Below are 24,345 nucleotides of genomic sequence, written 5' to 3'. Positions count from 1 at the left end.
GCGTTTCGCCGCCTGCCGTCCTTTTTTGCCCATAGGCTTTCTGTCAAAGCTTGCCGCTGGCTGAAAACGGGCCCGCCCATCCGACGGCTTTCATCCTTTTTCCTGTACCCAATAGGGGGGCAATCCCATCGTGCGCCCTTCCGCCTGCCAAAGCCTGGGAAAAGGGCCGCTGTCCGTGCAGGCAGGTTTGGGGAAGGGAAGGGCGCTCTCCTGAAACTGCCTCCCCCTTCCCCAATCCATCTTAGTTCTTCGTGAGGTACTCGGCGATCATCGCGTCGTAGCGCGAAGTCTTGGCGAACGTACGGGCGGCCATGCGCTGGCGGAAAGGCAGGGAAACGCGCATATCGTTGGCCTTGAGTTCCGCCGTGGCTTCCGCGTAGGCATCGGGAGCGGACAGTACGAGGATGCTGTGGAAGTTCTTGGACGCCGCGCGGAGCATACAGGGGCCCCCGATGTCGATTTCCTCAATGGCTTCGCGGGGCTTCAGCCCCTTGGCCAGGGCGCTCTCGAAATCGTAAAGGTTCACGCAGATGAGATCGAACGCCTTGATCCCCTTTTCTTTCAGGACGGCGAGGTGTTCGGGGTTGTCCTTGTCGGCGAGGATGCCGCCGTGGATATGGGGATGAAGCGTCTTCACCCGGCCGCCGAGGATTTCGGGGAAGCCGGTCACGTCGCTGACGGCGGTGACGGGAAGGCCCGCGTTTTCAAGGAATTTCAGCGTGCCGCCGGTGGAGACGAGCTCCACCCCGTTGGCATGCAGAAAGGCTGCGAATTCCGCCAGTCCGTCCTTGTGGGTGACGCTGAGCAGAGCCCGCCTGATGGGAAGAAAATCCATTCGATTTGCTCCTGATCCGGGTTGGGCGAGAAAGGGGAGAGGCCGGGAAGGGGCTCCCCCTTAGTGGTGCATGTGATCGCCTTTTTTGATACGATAAAAAGCCGTCGCCACAATGACGCAGAAATACACGAAAATAAGCGATACGCCCACAAACCCCTGCGGCGTGGAGTGCATGGCGTTGCTGACCAGCTCGTTGAACATGGCGGACTCCTTGGCTCTTCCGGCCCCGAACGCCGAAGGGGTTTTCCGGCGGACGCGGTCGGGACGTTAAAGTATTACATTGCCCGGCTTGCGATAAAAGTCAAGCGGGGGCTTTGGAGGAAGCATGGCCAAACCATTTGTAAATCCTTTTGTTTCCGGCCAGTTCCTCGAACTGCGCGTGGATGCGCTGGTGTCCGACGGGCGCGGCCTCGGACGCCACGGCGGCGTGGTCGTGCTCGTCGAGGACGCCTTGCCGGGGCAGCTTGTGCGGGCGCGGGTTTCCGCCGTGCGGAAGAGCCTTGCGGAAGCGGCGCTTGTCGAAGTGCTCGAACGCTCGCCGGACGAGCAGAGGCCGCCGTGCCCCCATGCCGGGCGGTGCGGCGGATGTTCGTGGCAATCGTTGGCGTATGCCCGCCAGCTCGCGTGGAAGGAACGCATCGTGCGCGATGCGCTGGAGCGGGTGGGCAAGGTGGCGTGCCCGCCCATGCTGCCCATTCTGCCATCCCCTTCCGAGTGGGGGTACCGCAACAAGATGGAGTTCGCCTTTGGGGTGTCCGACGACGGCGGCAAGGCGCTTGGGCTGCGGGAACGCGGTTCGCGCAGCATCGTCGAAGTGACGGGGTGCCTGTTGCAGACGCCGTTGACCATGCGGGTTCTGGAAACGGCGCGGCTGTTGTCCAATGGGGCGTTTCGCGATCTGGACGGGCGGTTCCTCGTCGTCAGGGAGCCCCATGCGGGCGGCTGTTTTGTGGAGCTGATTGCAGGGGCCGGAGGGAGCCCTGAGGCGGGGGAACGGTTCGCGGCGGCGCTGCGGACGGAACTTCCCGAAGTGACGGGTTTCGCGCTGTCGGAACGCCTGGCCTCCAGCGACGTGGCCTATGGGGAGCGGACGTTGTACGCGGACGGGCGGCTTGAGGAGCGGATCGGCGATGTCCGGCTGCAAATGGGGCATAATGCCTTTTTTCAGGTGAATACGCCCGCCGCCGAACTGCTGTATGCGGAGGCTGCCCGGTTTGCCGCGCTTGAGGAACTGCCGGATCCCGTCTTGTGGGACGTGTACGGCGGCGTCGGCTCCATCGGCCTGTACATGGGGCGCAGTGCGCGGGTCGTGGGCATTGAGGAAATGCCCGGCGCGGTGCGCTGTGCCCGCAGCAACGCGAAGGCGCTGGGCAGGAAGGGATACAGGGTGGAGCAGGGTGATGCCAAGTCCGTGCTTGGGCGTTTGGTAAGGCTCGGCCCCAAGCCGGATGTGGTGGTGGTCGATCCGCCGCGTGCCGGGGTTGATGCCAAGGTCGCGCAGCAGCTTGCCGAGGCGGCCCCGCTGCGGCTTGTATATGTTTCGTGCAACCCCGCGACGCTGGCCCGCGACATAGCCCGCCTGACCCCGGCTTTCCGCCTGAAGGCCGCCCGGCCTGTGGACTTGTTCCCACAGACGCCGCATGTGGAAACGGTGGCCCTGCTGGAACGCGCGTGATTTCAGATTGAATAAAGGGCCATTGCGTTTGGTTCGGCCTCTTTTCGGCAACCGGGCGCAATCACGGCCTCACCTCCCGGTACTTTTTGTAAGGCTCTATTATATAGTATGTGATTGTTTCATCTCCACAGTGCGGTGAAAATACAGCTTTTTTCCGGTTTTCCCCTTGGCGGGATCCACGGCTAAGGCATTTTATCGGTTAATCCTTTGGAGCTTCAAGGAAAAAAGCATCAACCATTTTCTATAACACAACCTTTTGTAATCATTGCCGCTCAATGGGAATGGCGTGCGGAGATCATTCGGAAGGGGAACGGGTTGCCGCATGATGCCCGATTCCCCTAGGCCCATTCCTTTCCGCCACGGCATTGCAGCGGGCGCGGGAGCGAGAGCGAAAGAAGGGAACCATGCTTGCGTATCTTCAGGGCCTGTCGCTTGGGCTGGCGTACGTTGCGCCCATCGGCGTGCAGAATCTTTTCGTCATCAATGCCGGCCTGTCCCTGCCGCGTGCGGCGGCCTACCGGACGGCGCTCATCGTCATCTTTTTTGATGTGACCCTTGCGATTGCCGGTTTTTTCGGCATCGGCGCGCTGATCGAACATTCCGGGCTTATCCGAAAGGGCGTTTTGCTGGCGGGCAGCCTTGTGGTGATGTATATGGGGCTCCGGCTCGTGCTGTCCCGCGAAGTTGCCAGCCCGGCGGTCAACGTGGATATCCCGCTCATGAAGACCATCGGCATGGCCTGCGTGGTGACATGGTTCAATCCGCAGGCAATCATCGACGTGTCGTTGCTGCTTGGGTCTTTCCGGGCCGCCTTGCCGCCCGATGAGTCCGGCCTGTTCCTCTGGGGGGTAGTCTGTGCGTCCTGCCTCTGGTTCCTGTCCCTGACCACCGTTTCCTCGCTTTTCAAGAACCGGTTTACGCCGCGCCTGCTGCGCATCATCAACCTTGTCTGCGGCCTGATTATCTTTTTCTACGGCGTGAAGCTTGGCTGGTCGTTCGTGGAGTTATGGCAGAGTGCCTATTGACAGTACGGGAATACTTAGGTCGTGTCATTATATTGCATATAATTATTTGAAATTATTTAAATAATTTTTTGTGGTTTAAAAAGTTAATATAATTAACAAGTTCAATATATTGTATCTAATTGCCGACACAACCTAGAAAGTGGGAACCTTTTTGCCGTTGCCGTTGCCGATCCCGACGGCCTTGCAAAGACCTTTTCTGTAAGGCTGTGTCATAGAAAACGGTTGATGCTTTATTTCCTTGAAATTCCAAAGAAATAACCAAGAAAATTCCCCAATCACAGAGCCCATCAGTGGAAAATTTGGAGAAAAAGTATATATTTCAGTATATTGCTGAAACAAAACAACCATGTACTATGACAGAGCCTTCTGTAATGGCAACCACATTCCTGAACGAAACAATCCGTTATAACATATGCTTGGTATAGGCATCCAACATAGGAGGATACTCTCATTTTATACGGTTTTTCTGCTGCCGATCTGCATGGGCTTTTATTGATTCTTTAAGGCTGTGCCGTAGAAAAAGCTTACTGTTTTATTTTGAGGCTGTGCCCTAGGGTGTATCGTCGATTGTATGTAATTTATTGAAATTATATAGCTATTTAAAGTTGTAAAATATTTTTTAATAATTTCAAATATTTACATGTAAGATGATGACACGACCTAGAAAATGGTCGATGCTTTTTTCCTTGAAGTTTCAAAGGAATAATCAACAAACTGCCTTAGCCGTGAATCCCGCCAATGGGAAAGCTGGAGAAAAAGGCTGTATGTTCACCATGTTGTGGAGATAAAGCAGCCAGATACTATGACGGGCCTATTTTTTTGAAGCTCCAAAGGGATAACCAATAAAATACGCCAACCGTGGAGGCCGCCAACGAAAAATTGGAGAAAGGGGCCGTATTTTCACCTTCCTGTGGAGATGAAACAACCGCATCCTGATGACAGGCCATCCTTTATTTGGAATTTCAAGAAAGAAAACATCAATCGTTTACATGACGGAACCAATGGACAAAGCCCTTTTCCGCGGCAACGGAAAAGGGCTTTGTTTGGTGGGGACGCAGCCGTCCCCAAACGCAAAAGCCTTTGTGAGGGAGGGAACCGTTTTCCCGCCCCTCACCAATACGGCTACTCTTCCTCGCCGATATGCTCCTCGGCTTCGAGGGCTTCGGCGCGGCGGATGATTTCCTCAAGCTGGATGTCGGCGCCGAGGACGCCGATGATCTCGTCGTTGGCATCGGTGATCACCGTGGACACGGTGATGATGAGCTGCCCGGTGACCTGCGACTGGTGCACGTTCATGATGTGCAGCTTGCCGGTGCGCATGGGCTGCTGGAACCATTCGCGGTTCGAGTAGTCGAATCCAATCGGGAAGGCCTTATAGCCCTTCTGATCGCCGGGATCGCTGATGGCGATGGCTGTGGAATGCCCCTTGACGTCAGTGACATAGACATACTGGATGAACGAGTAGTCATGCACGAACTGCTGGAGCTGTGTGGTGAGCGTTTCGGTATCCGACGTCGTCTGGCAGTCGCGGGCCAGGCGCTCCACAAGGTTGGAGGCCAGTTCCCCGGCGATGCGCTTCATCTGGTCGAACTCGCTGTCGAAGAGCTCAGGCATGAAGCGGCGGACAAGGTGCTTGATTTCCTTGTTGGAGAAGGACGTGTTGCGGCCTTCCTCGTAGGCGGCCATGATCTTGGCGTGGATCTGGCCGACGGCGGGATGCTTCTTGGATACCTGCCGTTCCGGGGGCAGGTTGAACTGCTGGTTGATCCAGTAGGCTACGCCGGCGCGCCCCGCCTTGTCGTTGATGATGATCGGCACGGAGCGGTTGAGGATCTTGGTGGTGTCGAAGATATTGTAAATCTCTTCGTTCTTCGCCAGCCCGTCGACATGGATGCCCGCGCTGGTGGCGTTGAAGTCCTTGCCCGCGAAGGGGTAGTTGTCCGGGATGCGGTAGTCGAGCTCCTTCTCGAAATACTGGGCGATTTCCGTGATGACGGTGGGATCGGCGGCCTCATCGTTGCCGGTGAGGGAAATGTAGTCGATGACCAGCGCTTCAAGGGGCGCGTTGCCGGTGCGTTCTCCGAAGCCCATGAGCGTGCCGTTGACGCCGCCGCAGCCGTACAGCCATGCGGTCACGCCGTTGACGAGCACCTTATGGAAGTCGTTGTGGCCGTGCCATTCGAGCCATGCGCCGGGGACGCCCGCTTCGTCGGTGAAGGCGCGGACGATGCGCTGCACGGAGCGGGGAAGCGCCGTGCCGGGGAAGGGCACGCCGTAGCCCATCGTGTCGCAGAGGCGGATCTTGATGGGCATGGACGCTTCGCGGGAAAGCTCCATGAGCTTGCGCGCGAAGGGCAGGCAGAAGCCGTAGATGTCTGCGCGGGTCACGTCCTCGAAGTGGCAGCGGGGCACGATGCCCCATTCGAGGGCCTTGGTGACGACCTTGAGGTAGTCGTTCATGGCCTGTTCGCGGGTTTTGCCGAGCTTCAGGAAGATATGGTAGTCGGACATGCTGGTGAGCAGGCCCACTTCATCAAATTCCATATCATGGGCGATTTTGAGGTCGTCCATGTTGGCGCGGATCCAGCCGGTGACGCGGGGGAAGCGGTAGCCTCTGGAGCGGCAGACTTCGATGGCCTTGCGATCCTTGGGGGAATACATGAAAAATTCGGAGGCTTGGATGAGCCCGCTCTTGCCGCCGAGCTTGTGGAGCAGGTCGTAGATGCGGGCGATCTGCTTGACGGTGTAAGGGGGGCGGGCCTGCTGGCCGTCGCGGAAGGTGGTGTCGGTGATGAACATGGGATCAGCCGGGCGGGGGACGAGAAACGTATCATCAAATTCGATGCGGCTGACATGCGTATATGGGAAAACGTCGCGGTACAGTTCGGGTTCGACGCGGTTGTCCAGCGTCAGGGGGCGGGAAGCATGTTTTTGATACAATAAGCTCATTGTGCGGTTCCTCCTGAGGTAAGGTAATCTCCGTATGAGATACGGAAGCGCTTCAGTACGTGTGGACAACAAGGCGAAAAGGATCTCTTTGGGATCTTTTCCTCAAGTTAACGACTATAGCGCATTTTTATGTGAACCGAAAGGGAATTTTCTTGCATAAAATCGGGCCGGAATAAAGGAGAAAGAGTACAATTCCGCCCTGATGCCGGAACCGATCCGCAGAGTATCCCCTCCGGGGAAGCCAACCCCTTGCGGACGGGGCCCGCGAGGGATACGTTATCTGAAAAGACGGACTTTCAGGGGGTTACGATGGACGCCATAAGCATTATCGCGGAGCAGCGCATTCGGGAAGCCTGCGAGCGGGGGGACTTTGATTCCCTTCCCGGAGCGGGCAAGCCGCTGGAGCTGGAAGACGATTCGCATATCCCCGAAGACCTCCGCATGGCCTACAAGCTCTTGAAGAATGCGGGCTATGTCCCTGAAGAGGTTCTTGACCGGAAAGAGGCCCAGTCCATCGTCGACGCACTGGAGAAGTGCGGGGACGAACAGGAAAAGATCCGGCAGATGAAAAAGCTCGAAGTGGTCATCGCCCGCATTAAGGCCCGCCATCCCAATGCGCCCGTTCTCAGCGACGGCAGCCCGTACTATGGGCGGGTGGTCAGCCGGATTACCGTGAACAAAAAGGGCTGAGCCTTTTTCGGGCAGCGGCGCGGAACCGTTTCCAGCGACCCGTTCCGCAGCGGCGTCAAGGAAAAAGCCTCAGCCACAGCGAGGGGCGTTTCACTGCTTGAAGGTTCCCAAACAAATATGCGCCCGCTTTCCTACCGCTGCACGGGTGGACAGGCTTCCGTCCGTGCTTCCTGTTCCCCGTCCGGGTGCTCCTCGCTCACATGGAGAAGCGAGTTGGCGAGCATTTCGTACAGCCAGTTGGCGTACGTCTCGCCGTCCCACCCGCGCTCCTGCACCAGCATACGGTAGATGTCGCGGCTGGTGAGGCACCAGAAGACATCCAGCGCCATCCCCATATCAATGCCTTCCTTGAGCCGCCGCCCGCGGAGCAGGAACCGCACATGGGTTTCCTGCCTGTCCCTGTTGACGCATCGGAGATCATTCTGGACGCGGGCCAATTGCGGATCGAGCATCCCCGCGCCACGCAACAGGTCGAAGACGGGGCTTTGGGATTCGTGCACCTGCAGGACAAGCTGCGCCGTGAGCTTCAGCGCTTCGTGGATGTTCGCCGTTTCAAGTGAGCGATCGTGCAGCTCGAATACCCGCTCCGTGAAGACGGCCCGATCCAGCAATTCGGCCACGATGCCGTTTTTGGAGCGGAAGACGGCATAGACGGTCTGCTTGGCGACCCCTGCCTCTTGAGCGATGGCTTCCACCGTTGTTTTGGCGTACCCGCGTTCAAGGAAAAGGCGCTGCGTGGCGTCAAGGATGTTGAGGCGGGTCTGGTTTGCCTGACGCTCGCGGATGGGCGAGGAATACTTGCGGGCCGTGTGTTTTTCCATCTTGACAGTCATCCTTTCGGGAAGTATAGCACTTGAACGGATAGAGCTTACTCTATCCAATTCGTTTTTGTCAAACGATGCAAGCAACCTGCGAGGAAAGCAAGTGGCTTGTATTTTCTATGGGCGCGTGATGATTGAACCGCGCCGACAACCTGAGAGTGAGGTTATATGTTGGTGAAGCATGAACGGCGGCCCTTCCGATTCGGTGTGACTTTGTTGGCCGGGCTTCTCGGCTGCTTGTCCCTCATGGGCTGCAAGGACGAAAAGACGGGGGCCCAGTCCTCGGCGGCTCCCGCCGTGGAAGTGGCCGTGGAGATCGTGACCCCGCAGAAGGTGCTGTACACGACAGAACTTGCCGGCCGCACGTCGGGTTTCCAGATCGCTGAGGTGCGTCCGCAGGTGAGCGGCATCATCCAGAAGCGTTTCTTTGTGGAAGGCGCGGACGTCAAGGCCGGGGATGTCCTTTACCAGATTGATCCCGCCACCTATCAGGCCGATCTCGACAGCGCGAAGGCCAACCTCGCCCGTGCCGAGGCCAATGTGGCCCCCGCGCGCCTGAAGATGAAGCGCTTTAAGGACTTGGTGAACATCAGCGCGGTCAGCAAGCAGGAATTTGAAGACGCCGAGGCCGCCTACAAGCAGGCGCTCGCGGACGTGGGCGTCAATAAGGCCGCCGTGGAAAACGCGCGCATCCGTCTGGCCTATACCAAGGTCACCTCCCCCATTTCCGGGCGGAGCGGGCGCTCCCTGGTGACGCCGGGCGCGCTGGTGACGGAAAACCAGGCCAGCCCCCTGACCACCGTGCAGCAGCTTGATCCCGTCTATGTGGACGTGACCCAGTCCAGCACGGAAGTCCTGCGCCTCAAGCGTTCCCTTGAGGAAGGCAGGCTCCAGCGCGCCGATCAGGATCACGCGGCGGTGCGCCTGCTGCTTGAAGACGGCAGCGAGTACGGGCTTACCGGCACGCTCCAGTTTGCGGACGTGAGCGTGGACGAGAGCACCGGCATGGTGACCTTGCGGGCCATCTTCCCGAACCCCAAGCAGGAACTGCTTCCGGGCATGTACGTGCGCGCCATCCTGAACGAAGGCGTGGACGATCAGGCCATTTTGCTGCCCCAGCGCGCCCTGTTGCGCGACGCCAAGGGCAACCCCACCACGTATGTGGTCAACGCCGAAAACAAGGTAGAAATCCGTCCGCTCAAGGTGGGCCGCACGCAGGGCACCAACTGGGTCGTGCTCGACGGGCTCAAGGCCGGTGACAAGGTCATCGTCGAGGGCCTCCAGAAAATCCGTCCCGGCGCGCTCGTCCGCATTGCCGAACCCACCCCGGCCAAGCAGGACGCGCCTGCTTCCGAGAAGCGGTAGGGGGCTTTTTCATGGCACGTTTCTTTATCGATCGTCCCGTCTTCGCATGGGTGATCGCCATTATCATTATGCTGGCGGGCGGGATATCCATCCTCAACCTGCCGATTTCGCAGTACCCGTCCATTGCGCCGCCGACCGTGAGCATTGAGGCGCAGTATCCCGGCGCGTCCGCCCAGACCGTGCAGGACACCGTCACGCAGGTTATCGAGCAGAACATGAACGGCATTGACCACCTGCTGTATATGTCCTCGACAAGCGACTCTTCGGGGCAGGCGCAAATCACGCTGACCTTCAGCGCGGACGCCGACCCGGACATCGCGCAGGTGCAGGTGCAGAACAAGCTCCAGCTTGCTACCCCCCTGCTCCCGCAGGAAGTGCAGCGTCAGGGCATCTCCGTCCGCAAGCGCGCCGCGAACTTCCTCAAGGTGTACGCCTTCGTGTCCGAAGACAACAGCATGGACAACGCCGACATCGCGGACTACGTGGTGACCAACCTCAAGGATCCGATCAGCCGTCTTCCCGGCGTCGGCGAAGTGTCGGTCTTCGGCAGCCAGTACAGCATGCGCATCTGGCTCGATCCCTACAAGCTCCAGAGCTACAGCCTGATGCCGAGCGACGTGCTCAACGCGATCAGCGCCCAAAACGCGCAGATTTCCGCGGGGCAGCTCGGCGGCACGCCTTCCGTTCCGGGGCAGCAGATGAACCTCGCCATTTCGGTGCAGGAACGCCTCCAGACGCCGGAACAGTTCGGCAATATCATCCTGCGCACCAACACGGACGGTTCGCTCATCCGGGTGAAGGACGTGGCCCGTGTGGAGCTGGGCAGTGAAAGCTATTCCACGCTCAGCCGCTTCAACGGCAAGTCCTCCACCGGCATCGCGGTGAAGCTCGCCACCGGCGCCAACGCGCTGGAAACCGCGTCCAGCATCGACGAGTACCTGAAAGGGGCCGAGAGCTTCTTCCCGCAGGGGTTGAAGACCGTGTATCCGTTCGACACCACGCCCGTGGTGGAAATCTCCATCCATGAAGTGGTGAAGACCCTCGGTGAAGCCGTGCTTCTGGTGTTTCTGGTCATGTACCTGTTCCTCCAGAACTTCCGCGCCACCCTCATCCCGACCATCGCCGTGCCCGTCGTGCTCCTCGGCACGTTCGGCGTTCTGGCGGCGTTCGGCTATTCCATCAACACGCTGACCATGTTCGCGGTGGTGCTCGCCATCGGCCTCCTTGTGGACGACGCCATCGTCGTCGTCGAAAACGTGGAGCGCGTGATGAGCGAGGAGAAGCTCCCGCCCAAGGAAGCCGCCCGCAAATCCATGGATCAGATCACCGGCGCGCTGGTCGGCATCGCCATGGTGCTTTCCGCCGTGTTCGTGCCCATGGCCTTCTTCGGCGGCTCGGTGGGCGTCATCTATCGGCAGTTCTCCGTTACCATCGTTTCGGCCATGGTGCTGTCGGTGGTGGTCGCCATCGTGCTGACCCCGGCCCTCTGCGCCACGATGCTGAAGCCCATCGGCGGGGATCACGTACATTCGCAGCACGGCTTCTTCGGCTGGTTCAACCGTTGGTTCGACAGCGCGACGATGCGCTACCAGTCCGGCGTGTCCTATGTCATCCGGCGCGCGGCCCGCTTCATGATCATCTATTTGGTGCTCATCGGCGGCCTGATCTTCATGTTCAAGGCCCTGCCCACGGGCTTCCTGCCTGACGAGGATCAGGGGATGCTGTTCGCCCAGATACAGCTTCCCACCGGCTCCACGCAGGAAGAAACCACCAAGGTGCTGGAGCAGGTTGAAAAATACCTGCTTGAAAACGAAAAGGACGCCGTGGAGAGCATGATGGGCGTGCTCGGGTTCAGCTTCGCGGGCAACGGCCAGAATATGGCTATGGCCTTCGTGCGCCTCAGGGACTGGAGCGAACGCCAGGATCCGTCCCTCAAGGTGGATGCCGTCTCCAAGCGCGCCATGGCTGCGTTCTCGAAGATCCGCAATGCGCAGGTATTCGCCTTCGCGCCGCCCGCCATCATGGAACTCGGCAACGCCACCGGCTTCGACTTCCAGTTGCAGGACAAGTCGGGCCTTGGGCATGAGGCGCTCATCCAGGCCCGGAACCAGCTTCTCGGCATGGCCGCCCAAAACAAGAACCTTGTGGCCGTGCGCCCCAACGGTCAGGAAGACCAGCCGCAGCTGCGCATCGACATCGACCGCGAAAAGGCGGGCGCGCTCAGCCTGAACCTCTCCGACATCAACTCGGCGCTGTCCACCGTCTGGGGCAGCTCCTACGCGGACGACTTCCTTGACAAGGGCCGCGTCAAAAAGGTGTATGTGCAGGGCGATGCGCCGTTCCGCATGGTGCCGGAAGACATGGAAAAATGGTTCTTCCGCAACACCAAGGGCGAAATGGTTCCCTTCTCCTCGTTCGCTTCCGCGCACTGGGAGTATGCCCCCGCGCGTCTGGAACGCTACAACGGCGTGCCGTCCGTGGAAATCCTTGGGCAGCCCGCTCCGGGCGTGAGTTCCGGTACGGCCATGCTGGAAATGGAAAAGCTCGCCGGGCAGCTCCCGCAGGGCATCGGCTACGAGTGGACGGGGCTGTCCTATCAGGAACGCCTTTCCGGTTCGCAGGCCCCGGCCCTGTTCGCCCTGTCCATCCTCGTGGTGTTCCTGTGCCTCGCGGCCTTGTATGAAAGCTGGTCAGTGCCGTTCGCGGTCATCCTCGTGGTTCCCCTCGGCGTGCTCGGCGCGCTCGGCGCGGCGAACATGAGGATGCTTTCCAACGACGTGTATTTTCAGGTGGGCCTGCTCGCCACCATCGGCCTGTCGGCGAAAAACGCCATCCTGATCGTTGAATTCGCCAAGGAATTGCACGATAAGGGAGGCGATCTCATTGAGTCGACCATTGAGGCGGCGCGTATGCGCTTGCGTCCCATCCTGATGACTTCGCTGGCCTTCCTGCTCGGCATCCTGCCCCTTGCCATCAGCACGGGCGCCGGCGCGGGCGGCCAGAACGCCATCGGCACGGGCGTCATGGGCGGCACGTTCGCGGCGACGGCCCTCGGGATTTTCTACATCCCGGTGTTCTTCGTCGTGGTGACCTCCGTGTTCTCGTTCCGTTGGAAGAGGAAGAAGGCGAAGCGCCGCCGCACGGCCAACATCGTTGAAACCATACCGGGAGATTCCCACAAATGATGTCAGCAAAGTATATGGCGCTCGCGCTGGCGGTACTGTTGCCCGGCTGCACGATGGCCCCGAACTACGTCCGCCCGGAGGCTCCGGTGGCGGAGGCTTGGCCCGACGACCTCATGCCCAAGGGCACGGTTCTCGCCCAGCCTACCGATAAGCTGGCCTCGGAAATCGGGTGGAAGACGTTCTTCACCGATCAGCACTTGCAGCGGCTTATCCAGCTTGCTCTGGACAACAACCGGGATCTGCGCGTCTCCGCGCTGAACATCGAGCGTGCCCGCGGCTTGTATCAGATACAGCGTGCGGATCTGATGCCCGGCGTTTCCGCCTCCGGCGAGTCCTCCAACGCTGGCGTTTCCGCCGATTTGTCCACATCGGGCGAACAGACGGTTTCCCGCCAGCACTCGCTCAGCGTCGGCGTGACCAGTTATGAGCTTGATTTCTTCGGGCGTATCCAAAGCCTCAAGGACAACGCTCTGGAAACCTACCTCGGCACCGAGGAGGCGTACCGGAGCGCCCGCCTGAGCCTGATTTCGGAAGTGGCGCAGGCCTATCTGACCCTTGTGGCTGACCGTGAGCGTTTGAATATCGCCACGGAGACGCTCAAGAGCCAGCAGGCGTCATACGACATGATCGCGCGGCGCCACTCCGTGGGGGTTTCGTCCGAGCTGGATTTGCGCCAGGCGCAGACCAGCGTGGATACGGCGCGGGTGGACATTGCCCGCTACAGCGGGCAGGTGGCTAAGGACATCACGGCGCTCGGCCTGCTTGTGGGGACGAAAGTGACCCCGGACATGCTGCCCGCTAAGGCGCTCTCCGAGCTTCCGGTTTGGCCGGAGATCCCGGTGGGCCTTCCCTCCACGGTTCTTCTCCAGCGGCCGGATATTCTCCAAGCCGAGCATGCGCTCAAGGCCGCCAACGCGAATATCGGCGCGGCGCGGGCGAACTTCTTCCCACGCATCGCGTTGACCGCGGGCATCGGTACGGCTTCAAACGAGCTGTCCCGCCTCTTTGACAGCGGCACGGGCATCTGGACTTTCCTGCCGCAGGTCAGCCTGCCGATTTTTGAAGGCGGGCGGAACATCGCCAACCTGCGTGTTTCCGAAGCGGACAAGAAGATAGCGGTGGCGGATTACGAGAAGGCCATCCAATCCGCGTTCCGGGAAGTGTCCGACGCGCTGATCGACCGCGTTTCCCTTGCAGGGCAGCTTGATGCGCAGAAGTCGCTTGTCCATGCGACTTCCGAGACGTACCGCCTGTCCGGGGAGCGCTACAATCAGGGCATCGACAGCTATCTTGCCGTGCTTGATTCCCAGCGTGCGATGTACAGCTCGCAGCTCAACCTCATCTCTATCCGAGTTGCCCGCGAGCAGAACCTCATCATGCTCTACAAGGCCCTTGGCGGCGGGGTGAAGGAATAGGGGATGCCATTTGGAGGGGGGCGGGAGGGCCTTTCTGAAGAAAGCCCCTCCCGCCCCCCTCCAAACCTCCCCCCACCCTCCCCAAAGACTTTTGACTTTATTGAATCCCTGTTGCAGGGATGTGCATACGAAAAGAACCTCCTCCGTTTGCGGAGGAGGTTCTTTTCGTTTGGCGGTGCCATATGATGGATTGATGTTGTATTTCTTGAAATTCCAAAAGGCTCTGTCATGGCATGTAGTTGTTTCGTCGCCACAGTGCAGTGAAAATACAGCCTTTTTCTCCAGCTTTCCCATTGGCGGGATCTATGGCTAAGGCATTTGGCTGGTTATTCCTTTAAAACTTTAAGGAAAAAAAGCATCAACCATTTTCTAGGAGACAACCTCCCAACAAAGAACGATCAGTTACCTATGGTTATATCATAGGTAACGGTTGATGTTCTCTTTCTCAAAACTCCAAAGAATTAAGCAATAAAATATTTCAACCATGGAATCCATATACTATGACAGAACCTTATTTTCAGAAAAAGTTTTGCCATAGAATCTGATTATTTTATCTTTATATTGTGATGAGGATACAGCCTTTTTCTCCAGTGTTCCCTTGCTGAGCTTTATGGTTGAGGCATGTTGTTGATTATCTCTTTAAATTTTGCTCTGTTATAGCTTGTGGTTGTTTCATCTCCACAGTGCGGTGAAAATACGGCCTTTTTATCCGGTTTTCCCCTTGGCGGAATCTATGGCTAAGGCCTTTTTCCGGTTATCCCTTTGGATCTTCAAGGAAAAAAGCATCAATTATTTTCTATAACATAGCCTTAAATTTTAAAAGGTGGAACATCAATCAGTTGCCGAACGAAGCCTTGGGAGAATGGGAATGGTGGGAAGCTTGTAAGTATCTTGAAAAAAGGCTGTGTCATAGAAAATAATTGATGCTTTTTTTTGAAGTTCCAAGCAAATGACCAATAAAATGCTTTAGCTAGGTATTCCTGAATGGGAAAACTGGAGAAAAAGGCTGTATTTTCACCGTACTGTGGAGATGAAACAACCACATATGTGACAAAGCCAAAAGAAAGCACCAATCACTACTGTGACAGGGCTTCATTTCTTTCAAAAGCCACGGGAGAGGAGCAGGCGTATGGCTATTGGAAAAACTGTGAAGAGGGATTCGATAAGGGCGAAAGTCTTGGGAAGGGGTGGGGAGGGTTTGGGAGGGGCGGGGAAACCTTTCTCCAGAAAGGTTTCCCCGCCCCTCCCAATCTTCTCTTCCCTTCACCTTTTCCCTACACCAGCCCCCTGCGGGCGGCGATGAGCTCGGCTACGATGGAGACGGCGATTTCCTCAGGAGTCTCGGCACCGATTTCGAGCCCGATGGGGCTGTGGACACGTCCGAAATCGCCTTCGGAGAAGCCCTCCGAGCGCAGAAAACTGTAGATGCCGTCACGCTTGCGCTTGCTCCCGATCATGCCGACATAGTGGGCCGTCGTGTGCATGGCTTGGGAGAGGCATTCCCGGTCGTGGCTGTGCCCTCGTGTGGCGATGACGATATAGTGTTCCGGCCCGATGCCGCAGGTTTCGGCAAGCCCCCTAAATTCAGGCAGGACGTGGACGGCGCGGGCAAAGGGAAAACGCGCCGGGGAAGCATATTCCTCGCGGTCGTCAACGGCAATGACCTCAAAACCGACCTCATGGGCCAACCTGCCTGTGGCAAGGGAAACATGCCCGCCGCCGCAGAGTACGACGACGCCTTGATGGATCAGCGGCTCGACATAGACGCGCCTGCCGTCAAGATCGATGCAGGCCGCGCTGTTGCTCCTGACCTGCGCCAGAACGGGCGGGGGCAGTGTGGAGGCGTCCGTGTGGAAGCTGCGCTGAGGCGAGGCGGGGTTGGTAATGTCCACAAGCCAGACCCCGAAGGCGGCCCGGCTGCGGCACTCCGCCGCTTGGCGGAAGGCCGGAAGCTGTTCGGGCGTGAGCCGCTCCACGAGAATATCCACGATGCCGCCGCAGATCATATCGGCATCCGGCGTGAACCCGGTCATGTCGAAATGCATCAGGCGGGCGGCTCCCGTTTTACGGACAGGGAGACATGCCGCCAGCACGTCGGATTCGACCTGCCCGCCGCCGATGGTTCCAAGCACGGACAAATCCCGCGTGACCAGCATCTGCGCCCCCGCGTGGCGCGGGGCGGAACCGGAACGCTCAATGATCGTGGCGAGGGCTAGAAATTCTCCCTGTTCAAGATGCTGAGCAATGTCGTTTTCCAGCTTCATGCAAACCGCCTCACAGTGGAAATTCATTTCCGCAAGTTCCCTAGGGCGTGTCGTCAATTAGATATAATTTATTGAAGCTATTTAACTATTTTTCGAGTTGTAAAAAATATTTTTTAATAATTTCAAATGATTACATATATAAAGACAATACAGCCTAGGGAATCTTGCGGATCAATATATGTTTTACGGTGCATGATGCTACACGCTCTTGCCGGGCGGATCAAGGCGAAGCGTGATTTGGCGGAATGTACTCTGCAAGGAAGAAGCAAGCTGCCCCCTCAATGCGATTGCTTTCGGAAACAGGAGAAACGATATGCCTTGCCATACAATATGATTGATATATTGGATTGTTGATATATTGGGCTCCGTTATGGGGTGTGATTGTTTTTGTCTCGACAATGTCTCAACAACATATTGAAGACACAGCTTTTTTATCCTATTCCTTGGGCTGTCTTCATAACTGAGCAATTTTGGGGGCTGCACCATAGAAAACGGTTGATGCTTTTTTCCTTGAAATTCCAAAGAAATAACCAATAAAAAGCCCCAATCACAGAGCCCATCAGCGGAAAATTAAAAAAACATATATTTTCAGTATATTACTGAAACAAAAACAACCATATACTATGATAGAGCCTAGCGGAATCCATGCCTAAGGTATTTTGTCGGTTATTCCTTTGGAATTTTTAAGGAAAAAAGCACTAGGCCGCGTCATTATTTATATAATTATTTGAAATTATTAAATAGTTTTTATGGATTAAAATAGTTCAATAATTTTAAATAGTATAGCCAATTGTCGACACATCCTAACCGTTTTTTATGATACAGCCTAAAACATCAGCCGGTTATGATGGCAGAGCCAAACGATATGCTCCCACATGGGAAGAAAACCGTTTGGCCCGCACAGCCTGACAACAGGGATTCGATAAGCACGAAAGTCTTTGAAGGGGAAGGGGGAGAGGTTTGGAGAGGGGGAAGGGGAAACTTTCTCCAGAAAGTTTCCCCTTCCCCCTCTCCAATCCAATATCCTCTTCTCCCTTTCTCTCTAATCCTGCTTTCTCTAACTCCGCATGGCGAAGTTGATGACGAACATGGCGGTGATGATCCACATGAAAAGGCTTACTTCGCGGGCGCGCCCGGAAAGGAGCTTCACGGCGGCGTAGCTGACGAAGCCGAATCCGAACCCGCTGGCGATGCTGTAGGTCAGCGGCATCATGATGATGGTCATGAAGGCGGGGAAGCCTTCGGTAAAGTCGTTGAAGTCGATGTTCATCACTTCCATCATCATGAGGGCGCCCACGATGAGCAGGGCCGGAGCCGTGGCGAAAGCGGGCACAAGGCCGATGAGCGGGGCGAACACCAAGGAGGCGGCGAACAGAACCGCCACGGTCAGCGCGGTCAGGCCGGTGCGGCCGCCCTGCGAGACGCCCGCGGCGCTTTCCACATAGCTGGTGACGGTGGAAGTGCCGAGGAAGCTGCTGACCACCGTGCCGATGGAGTCGGTGACCAGCGCCTTGTCGAGGTTCTCGATGTGGCCCTTGTCGTCCATCAGCCGGGCCTTGCGGGAGAGGCCGATGAGCGTACCCATGTTGTCGAACAGCTCGACGATGGTAAAGGTAAAGATGATCGAAATGATGCCGTACTTGAGCGCGCCCATGATATCGAGCTGCATGAACGTGGGGGCGAGGCTTGGGAGGGAGAAGCTCATGATGCTGTCGATCCCGGAAGGGGCCGGGGACACGCCGAGCACCATGCCGAGCACGGCGGTCACGAGGATGCCGATGAGCAGGCTCCCCTGTACATTGCGGGCCATGAGCCCCGCCGTGAGGATGAGCCCGCAGCAGGCCAGCAGCGGGCCGGGCTGGGTGATATGGCCGAGGGTGACCACCGTAGCGTCGTTCTTGACCACGATGCCCGCATTCTGGAGCCCGATGAAGGCGATGAACATGCCGATGCCGACGACGATGGCGTACTTGAGGTTCATGGGCACGGCGTCAATGAGCAGTTGGCGGATATGCGTAAGCGTCAGCAGCAGGAAGACGATGCCTGAGAAGAACACCGCACCGAGGGCCACAGTCCAGTGCAGGCCGAGGACGCCGCAGACGTAGTAGGCGAAGAAGGCGTTCAACCCCATGCCGGGGGCCACCGCCACAGGGAAATTGGCCCAGAGGCCCATGATGGCGCTGCCGATGACCGCAGACCAGACTGTTGCGGCAACGGCGGCTTCTTTGGGTATGCCCGCGTCCGAAAGGATGCTTGGATTGACGAAAATGATGTAAGCCACGGCAACGAAAGTCGTCAGGCCGGCGAGGATTTCCGTTTTGACGGTCGTCCCCTTTTCGCTCAGCTTGAAAACACGTTCCAGTATGCCTTGTGTCTGGGCCATGGGCGTCCCCCGGTGGTTGGATGGTTGCGGATGATTCCCTCTGAAACAGACAACCCTGTACATGCGAATCATGGACAGGGCAAGTCTGGCGAAACACTGGGCTGATTTTGCTCAGCTTTGATGATGGGGGCATGGCCCGTCCGGTTTGCGGAGGCAGGCGCAGGCGTTTTGCGGCGGCGTGTCGTTGAGGCAGCTTTCCACGGCGGCGATGATGGCGTCGTAGCCCGTGCAGCGGCAGAGGTTCCCGGCGTGCCCGCGGCGGATCTCCTCGCGGGTAACGGGCCGGCCCTTGTGTTTTTCAATAAAGGCCGTGCTGCTCATGACGAGGCCGGGCGTACAGAAGCCGCACTGGACGGCCCCGGCGTCCACATAGGCCTGTTGGACGCGGGAAAGCCGGTTGCCCTTGGCTTCGCCCTCGGCGGTGCGGATTGTTTTGCCGTCCGCCCAGACGGCAAGGAAAATGCAGGAATCCACAGGGACATTATCGACGAGCACGGTACACGCGCCGCATTCGCCCACGCCGCAGCCCTGCTTGGAGCTGGTCAGGCCCTCGGCGCGCAGGACTTCGAGGAGCGAGGAGCGGACGTCAAAGGAAAGTTCCCGTGCCTTGCCGTTGACGGTGCAGCGTATGGTTTTCAGCATGAGGCGGCCTCCTGAAGTTCGACGGCGCGGACGACGCACCGGGCAATGACGCGCTCCGCCAGCGTACGGATGATGTGCATACGGAAATCCCGGTTGGCGCGCCACGAGGTTCTGGGCTGTACGTCCTTTTCCACGGCGGCGCTGATCGCGGCGAGGGTGGCGGGCAGATCTTCGGGCGTCACGGAGCGGCCCAAAGCGGCGGCTTCGGCGCCGGGGCAGCGCACCGGGATCGGCGCGGATACGGAATAGGCCAGCCGGATGCCCGAAATGGCCGCCCCGTCAAGCCTGACGGCCGCCGCGCAGCCGATGGTGGCGATGTCCATAGCCTCGCGCATGGCGTATTTGTGGTACGCAGCGCCCCAGCCCTGCCAGTCTTCAGGCCGGAATTCCACGGAAAGGAGCACTTCATCCTGCCTGAGGGCGACCCTGCCGGGGCCGATATGGAAGCCGAGGGCGGGGATGGTGCGTTCCCCCTGCGGGCCCCTGATATTGAGATAGCCGTTCAGGGCGAGGACGGGGGCGCAGGTGTCCGCGGAGACGGCCCCGTTGCAGAGGTTGCCGCCGATGGTGCCCATGTTGCGGATCTGCGGCCCGGCGACGCTGGCGGCGGATTCCCCAAGCATGGGGATGCAGCCGCGGATGACGGGGGATTCCTCAATATCGGTAAAGCTGGCCCCTGAACCCACGCGCACGGTGCCGTCCGCCTCGCGGACAATGGGTTTCAGCTCAGGCAGGCCATGGATGTCCACGAGGCGGGAGAAGCCTTTGAATTCCCGGAGCTTGATGAGCACGTCCGTGCCGCCCGCGATAAGGCGGGCTTCGGGATCTTCTCCGAGCAGGCGGATGGCGTCGTTTACGGATTCCGCTTTTTGGTAGGATTGTATATCGAACATGGGAGATCCTTTGGGTTGAGGATGCCCGGAGGAGGGAGGTTTTCAAAAAGCCCCCTCCCCCGAACCCGCTCCCGCAACCATTTGGGCTGGCGGGGAGAGGGCACGGAAGGCGTTCAGGCTATGCCGGAAAAAGGCGCTGTCCCCTTTTGGGGGGCCTGCTATGTCATCCGGTTGGCCTATCCACACAACATGGTGAATAATGCTGTGTTATGTATTTTTATCGGCAGGTTCCATGACTGAGGCGCTTCATTGATTGTTTATGCCCTGTGATGGGGCGTTTCATCTCCACAGTATGGTAAAATACAGCTCTTTTCAGTCTCTTCTGCGGGAAGGCCCCCATGACTGAAGCCTTTTGCTGGTTTTTCCTTTGGGCAGGCAAGAAATAAGGCATCAGCCATTTCCTACGGCACAGCCTTGTTTATTGGGCATTCCGCAAAAGAAAGCGCCGGCCGTTACGCCGACAGGCCTTTCCAACTGGCGTCTTCGCTCAAAGGCTGATCCGGGCCTGTTTCCCGGCCGGGCCGCCATTTCCTACGGCATCGTCCTGCCGTACAGGCCGTCCTGAAGCCCGCATATGAAAGCCCTTGGCGGATAAGGGGGAGTTTGGAGAGGCTTCGCCTGCCCTCTTTATGGGGATGGCCCTGTCATAGTATGGGGGTGTTCCATCTCCGCAGCACAGTGAGCATACGACCTTTTTCTCCAGTTTTCCCCTCGGCTGAATCCCCGGCTAATGCCTTTTTCCGGTTATCCCTTTGGAACTTCAAGGAAAAACATCAGCCGTTTTCTATGGCACAGACATGGGGATTTCCCGGAAGGGCGCCTTCTCCCCTCCCCGATGCTTCTTCTATCCCTTAATCAATCCGGCCTTCACGAATTCCTCAAACAGCAGCTTCGGCGTCATGGGGATGGCGTTGACGGCGACGCCGGTCGCGTCGAGGACGGCGTTGCGGAGCGCCGGGGCCGGGCTGATGAGCGGCGGCTCGCCGAGCGACTTGTTGCCGTATGCGCCGGAGGGTTCCTGCGTTTCCACAAACGCGCAGTCCAGATCGGGAATGTCGCAGGTTGTGGGCAGCTTGTAGTCCAACAGGTTGTTGTTGTACACGCGCCCGGTGGCGGGATCGATGAGCAGTTCCTCATAGAGCGCCCAGCCGATGCCCATGCCCATGCCGCCGTGTACCTGCGCCGTGGCGAGCGCGGGGTTGATGAGCACCCCGGCGTCATGCACGTTCAGGATGTGCACGATGCGGATCTTGCACAATTCGATGTCCACTTCCACTTCGGCAAAGCAGCCGCCGAAGGAGGGGGGATTCTGGCGCGTCTTGAAGGATGCCTCGGCGGAGAGCTGCCCGCCGCGATCCTTGTTGTAGAAAGAATCCATCGCCAAATCGTGCAGCGTGACCACGACGCTTTCGGGATTGCGGGCAAAGGCCACGGCATCACCCTGCGCGGTCGGCGCAACGGTCAGGGCGGCGGGCGTATGGCCGGTCATTTCGGCGGCATAGCCGAGGATCTTCCGGCGCAGCTCGTCCGCGGCGGCGTGCACGGCGGGGGCGCAGGTGTAGGTCTGGCGGGAGGCATAGGCTCCGGGATCCCACGGCGTGACGTCCGTGTCCTGCGTGGAGATGACATGGATGCTTTCATACGCGACGCCGAGCGTCTCCGAAACCATCTGGGCAAAGGCCGTATCCGCGCCTTGCCCGATTTCCGTCGCGCCGACCATGAGGTTCACCGTGCCGTCCTGATTCAGGATGAGGCGGGCGCTGCCGGGTTCCACATTGGCGGGGTACGTCCCCGAACCGTAGCTGAATGCGGACACGCCGACCCCGCGCCGCAGCGGGCTGCCCGTGCGGACGGCTTCTTCATTGAAGGCTTTGCAGGCGGCCTTGCGTTCGTCCCACCGGAACCGTTCACGGCCTTCCTCAAGGCAGTCGCTGATGCCGAGCGTGGCGATCGGCCTGCCGTTGAGCGGGGAGACGTCGCCGTTGCGTCCGGTGTTCTTCAGGCGGAAATCCAGCGGATCCATGCCGAGCGCGCGGGCCGTATCGTCCATGAGGCATTCGATGGCATAGGCGGTCTGGGGAGAGCCGTAGCCCCGGCAGGCCCCGCCCACGGGAATATTGCTGTAGAAGGTCTTGGCTGAAAAGCGGTACGTGGCGTGCGGATAGACGTAGCAGACCTTGGAGCCGCCCGCCGCCGCGATGGAGTGCCCGTGCGAGGCGTAGGCCCCGGTGTTGGAGAGCACGTCGAGGCCGTAGCCGAGGAGCTTGCCGTCCTTTGTGGCCCCGGCCCGTGCGGTCATGGCAAAGGCATGGCGCACGCGGGTGCAGAGCATGCATTCCTCGCGGGTCAGTTCCATGCTTACGGGCGCGCCGTCGAGCTTCATGGTCAGGAAGGCCACGATGGGTTCCAGCACCACATCCTGCTTATTGCCGAACCCGCCGCCGATGCAGGGCTTGATGACCCGGACGGACGACCACGGGATGCCGAGCGCCTGCCCGACCACGCGGCGGCAGATGTGCGGGATCTGCGTGGAGCTGACGATCACGATATGCCGCATGTCGTCCATGTAGGCGTAGGCCGTCTGGTTTTCCAGATGGCAGTGCTGCATGGTCGGCGTGCGGTAGGCGCCCTCAACCACCACGTCGGCGGCGGCAAGGGCTTCGTCGAGGGTGCCGTTGCATTCGAGGGTGTGCTGCTTGAGCAGGTTGCCGTCGGGATTGATGGCGGGCTGGAGTACGGGAGCGCCGGGGGCCAGCGCCGTTTCCGCCGAGGTCACGACCGGGAGGGGCTCATATTCGACTTTGACCAGATGGGCGGCCTTGCGGGCGGTGAGGCCGTCGCGGGCCACGACCACGGCAACCTCGTCGCCGTAATAGCGGACATGCTTGGTCAGCAGGAGGCGGTCGGCCACGTCCCCGCGCGCCGGATCCATAGAGTAGGGGTGCCCGGCTGTGGGGAAGAGGAATCCCGGCACGTCATCGGCGGTGAAGACGGCCTCGACGCCGGGCAGGGACAGGGCTTCCGAGGCATCAATGGAAAGAACCATGCCGTGGGCGATGGTGCTGTGCACATAGGCGGCGTGCCGCATGCCCGGCAGGCCCATATCGTCGGTGTACCGGGCCCGCCCCGTCACTTTGGCTTCGGCATCCAGCCGTTGTTTGGATTGTCCGATTGCCATGCCGCTTCTCCTGTTCTTCTGGTGTGGAATGGTTCGCTGTGTGGCGTTGTTTACGCTGTGGACACGTTCTTGTCCACAGGGCAGTGGAGGATGCCCCTGCGGATACGGCAGGGGCGGTTGAAGCGTCCGAGGATGGCTTCCAGCACGCCGCCGCCGATGGCAAAGGCTTTGTCCGATACATGGTGGCAGACCGTGTTGTCGCGCGGATCGACGTCGCCGACCTTGATGCGATCCGTAACGGGCGTTCCCGAACGTAAAAGCCCACGGATAACGCCGCTGATGACGGTACGGATCTCTTTGGATACGCCGTCGGCCTCAACGGTGGCGACGACATCGCCGGCCTTCACATGATCCCCTATGTCGTGGCGGCTGAGGAAAATACCGGCCTGCGGAGCGCGCAGCACCCGCTCGGTGGTCATGCCCGCGATGTCGCCGGGAATGCCGGTATCGGGCTCCGCGCTGCCGGAGTAGAGGACGCGCCCAAGGTTGTGCCCCCGGTTGGTTTCGACGATGCAGTGGACGGTTTCGCCCACGGTGAAGCCGGGCCCCACGCCGATGACGAGGGGCGCGTCGGTGAGGCCCACGCCGACGTTCCGTTTGGCGAGCGTGGCTTCAATGATGACTTCGGGGCGGAGGCGGGGGATGGTGACGCCCTGCGGATCGACCATGACCGGGATGCACCCGGCGTCCCAGAGCGGGGCGATTTCTTCGGGCCGGGGGGCGAGGGCCGCCGTGATGCCTTCCACCGTGCAGAGGCCCTCATAGACGGCTTCGGAAAAGGCCACCCTGCGCCTGACGGCCATCGGATGCGCCGTTTCCAGAATGATGATGTGCCGGAAGCCGGAACGGTAGAGCCTGAGCGCGATGCCCGTAGCGATGTCCCCGCCGCCGCGGAGAAGAATGGTAAACTGTTGGTATTGGTACATGCTGCAACTCCTGCTGCCCGAAGAAAGGTATTTCCCCGAACTATATACCCAGTGACAGGATGACACAACTAGACCGTGGGTTCTGGTCGGCAGCCTTTG

General features: G+C 59.1%; 16 protein-coding genes. 6 read left to right on the top strand and 10 right to left on the bottom strand.

Going from position 1 to position 24,345, the window contains the following annotated elements; translation table 11 throughout:
• Positions 1-241: 241 nt before the first annotated feature.
• Positions 242-835: an IMP cyclohydrolase gene (locus AC6I1V_RS06870; protein WP_486853513.1), complete on the bottom strand. Its 594-nt coding sequence runs from the start codon at positions 833-835 to the stop codon at positions 242-244.
• A gap of 60 nt (positions 836-895) precedes the next feature.
• Positions 896-1,036 carry a hypothetical protein gene (locus AC6I1V_RS06865; protein ID WP_005025216.1) on the bottom strand — a complete coding sequence of 47 codons (141 nt, stop codon included), beginning with the start codon at positions 1,034-1,036 and terminating at the stop codon, positions 896-898.
• A 124-nt stretch (positions 1,037-1,160) separates the two neighbouring features.
• On the opposite strand from AC6I1V_RS06865, the gene rlmD reads away from it, so the two are divergent.
• Positions 1,161-2,510: a 23S rRNA (uracil(1939)-C(5))-methyltransferase RlmD gene (gene rlmD / locus AC6I1V_RS06860; protein ID WP_486853512.1), complete on the top strand. Its 1,350-nt coding sequence runs from the start codon at positions 1,161-1,163 to the stop codon at positions 2,508-2,510.
• A 404-nt stretch (positions 2,511-2,914) separates the two neighbouring features.
• On the top strand, positions 2,915-3,535 hold the full coding sequence (locus AC6I1V_RS06855) for a LysE/ArgO family amino acid transporter (RefSeq protein WP_486853511.1): 621 nt from the start codon (positions 2,915-2,917) through the stop codon (positions 3,533-3,535).
• A 1,122-nt stretch (positions 3,536-4,657) separates the two neighbouring features.
• Here AC6I1V_RS06855 and AC6I1V_RS06850 read toward each other — a convergent pair.
• Positions 4,658-6,484 (bottom strand): triose-phosphate isomerase, encoded by a 1,827-nt coding sequence (locus tag AC6I1V_RS06850; protein ID WP_486853510.1) that lies wholly within the window; start codon positions 6,482-6,484, stop codon positions 4,658-4,660.
• A 309-nt stretch (positions 6,485-6,793) separates the two neighbouring features.
• Between AC6I1V_RS06850 and AC6I1V_RS06845 the strand changes: the two genes are divergently transcribed.
• The gene (locus tag AC6I1V_RS06845) at positions 6,794-7,174 is read left to right on the top strand and encodes a DnaJ family domain-containing protein (RefSeq protein WP_308771488.1); all 381 of its coding nucleotides are present in this window, start codon (positions 6,794-6,796) and stop codon (positions 7,172-7,174) included.
• A 131-nt stretch (positions 7,175-7,305) separates the two neighbouring features.
• Here the strand turns inward: AC6I1V_RS06845 and AC6I1V_RS06840 are convergent, their stop codons facing one another.
• Complete coding sequence (locus AC6I1V_RS06840) at positions 7,306-7,995, bottom strand: TetR/AcrR family transcriptional regulator (protein ID WP_302553528.1); 690 nt, start codon at positions 7,993-7,995, stop codon at positions 7,306-7,308.
• A gap of 168 nt (positions 7,996-8,163) precedes the next feature.
• Here AC6I1V_RS06840 and AC6I1V_RS06835 point away from each other — a divergent pair, with 168 nt between their 5' ends.
• The 3 genes from AC6I1V_RS06835 to AC6I1V_RS06825 are packed head-to-tail and all read left to right on the top strand — an operon-like array spanning position 8,164 to position 13,960.
• Positions 8,164-9,360 carry an efflux RND transporter periplasmic adaptor subunit gene (locus AC6I1V_RS06835; RefSeq protein ID WP_302553529.1) on the top strand — a complete coding sequence of 399 codons (1,197 nt, stop codon included), beginning with the start codon at positions 8,164-8,166 and terminating at the stop codon, positions 9,358-9,360.
• An 11-nt stretch (positions 9,361-9,371) separates the two neighbouring features.
• Positions 9,372-12,545: an efflux RND transporter permease subunit gene (locus AC6I1V_RS06830; protein ID WP_302553531.1), complete on the top strand. Its 3,174-nt coding sequence runs from the start codon at positions 9,372-9,374 to the stop codon at positions 12,543-12,545.
• Entirely contained in the window at positions 12,542-13,960 is a 1,419-nt protein-coding gene (locus tag AC6I1V_RS06825) for an efflux transporter outer membrane subunit (RefSeq protein ID WP_302553532.1), read from the top strand. Before AC6I1V_RS06830 ends, AC6I1V_RS06825 begins: the two co-directional genes overlap by 4 nt.
• A 1,274-nt stretch (positions 13,961-15,234) precedes the next feature.
• Here AC6I1V_RS06825 and AC6I1V_RS06820 read toward each other — a convergent pair.
• The 6 genes from AC6I1V_RS06820 to yqeB form a co-directional block, all read right to left on the bottom strand.
• A complete protein-coding gene (locus tag AC6I1V_RS06820) occupies positions 15,235-16,224 on the bottom strand; it encodes an XdhC family protein (protein WP_337430783.1) in 990 nt (329 codons plus the stop codon).
• 1,057 nt (positions 16,225-17,281) lie between these two features.
• On the bottom strand, positions 17,282-18,607 hold the full coding sequence (locus tag AC6I1V_RS06815) for an NCS2 family permease (RefSeq protein WP_497736948.1): 1,326 nt from the start codon (positions 18,605-18,607) through the stop codon (positions 17,282-17,284).
• Positions 18,608-18,718: 111 nt separating this feature from the next.
• Positions 18,719-19,249, bottom strand: coding sequence for a xanthine dehydrogenase iron sulfur-binding subunit XdhC (gene xdhC / locus AC6I1V_RS06810; RefSeq protein WP_302553183.1), 531 nt, complete (start codon positions 19,247-19,249; stop codon positions 18,719-18,721).
• Positions 19,243-20,142: a xanthine dehydrogenase subunit XdhB gene (gene xdhB / locus AC6I1V_RS06805; protein WP_486854812.1), complete on the bottom strand. Its 900-nt coding sequence runs from the start codon at positions 20,140-20,142 to the stop codon at positions 19,243-19,245. The genes xdhC and xdhB overlap by 7 nt, the downstream gene beginning before the upstream one ends.
• An 844-nt stretch (positions 20,143-20,986) precedes the next feature.
• Positions 20,987-23,320 (bottom strand): xanthine dehydrogenase subunit XdhA, encoded by a 2,334-nt coding sequence (xdhA, locus tag AC6I1V_RS06800; RefSeq protein ID WP_486854811.1) that lies wholly within the window; start codon positions 23,318-23,320, stop codon positions 20,987-20,989.
• 50 nt (positions 23,321-23,370) lie between these two features.
• Positions 23,371-24,246, bottom strand: coding sequence for a selenium-dependent molybdenum cofactor biosynthesis protein YqeB (gene yqeB / locus AC6I1V_RS06795; protein WP_302553186.1), 876 nt, complete (start codon positions 24,244-24,246; stop codon positions 23,371-23,373).
• Positions 24,247-24,345 lie beyond the last annotated feature (99 nt).

Source organism: Bilophila sp. T19-St14, from assembly GCF_059728385.1.
The sequence above is the reverse complement of the archived record's forward strand: the minus strand, read 5'-3'. Positions and strand labels throughout refer to the sequence as shown.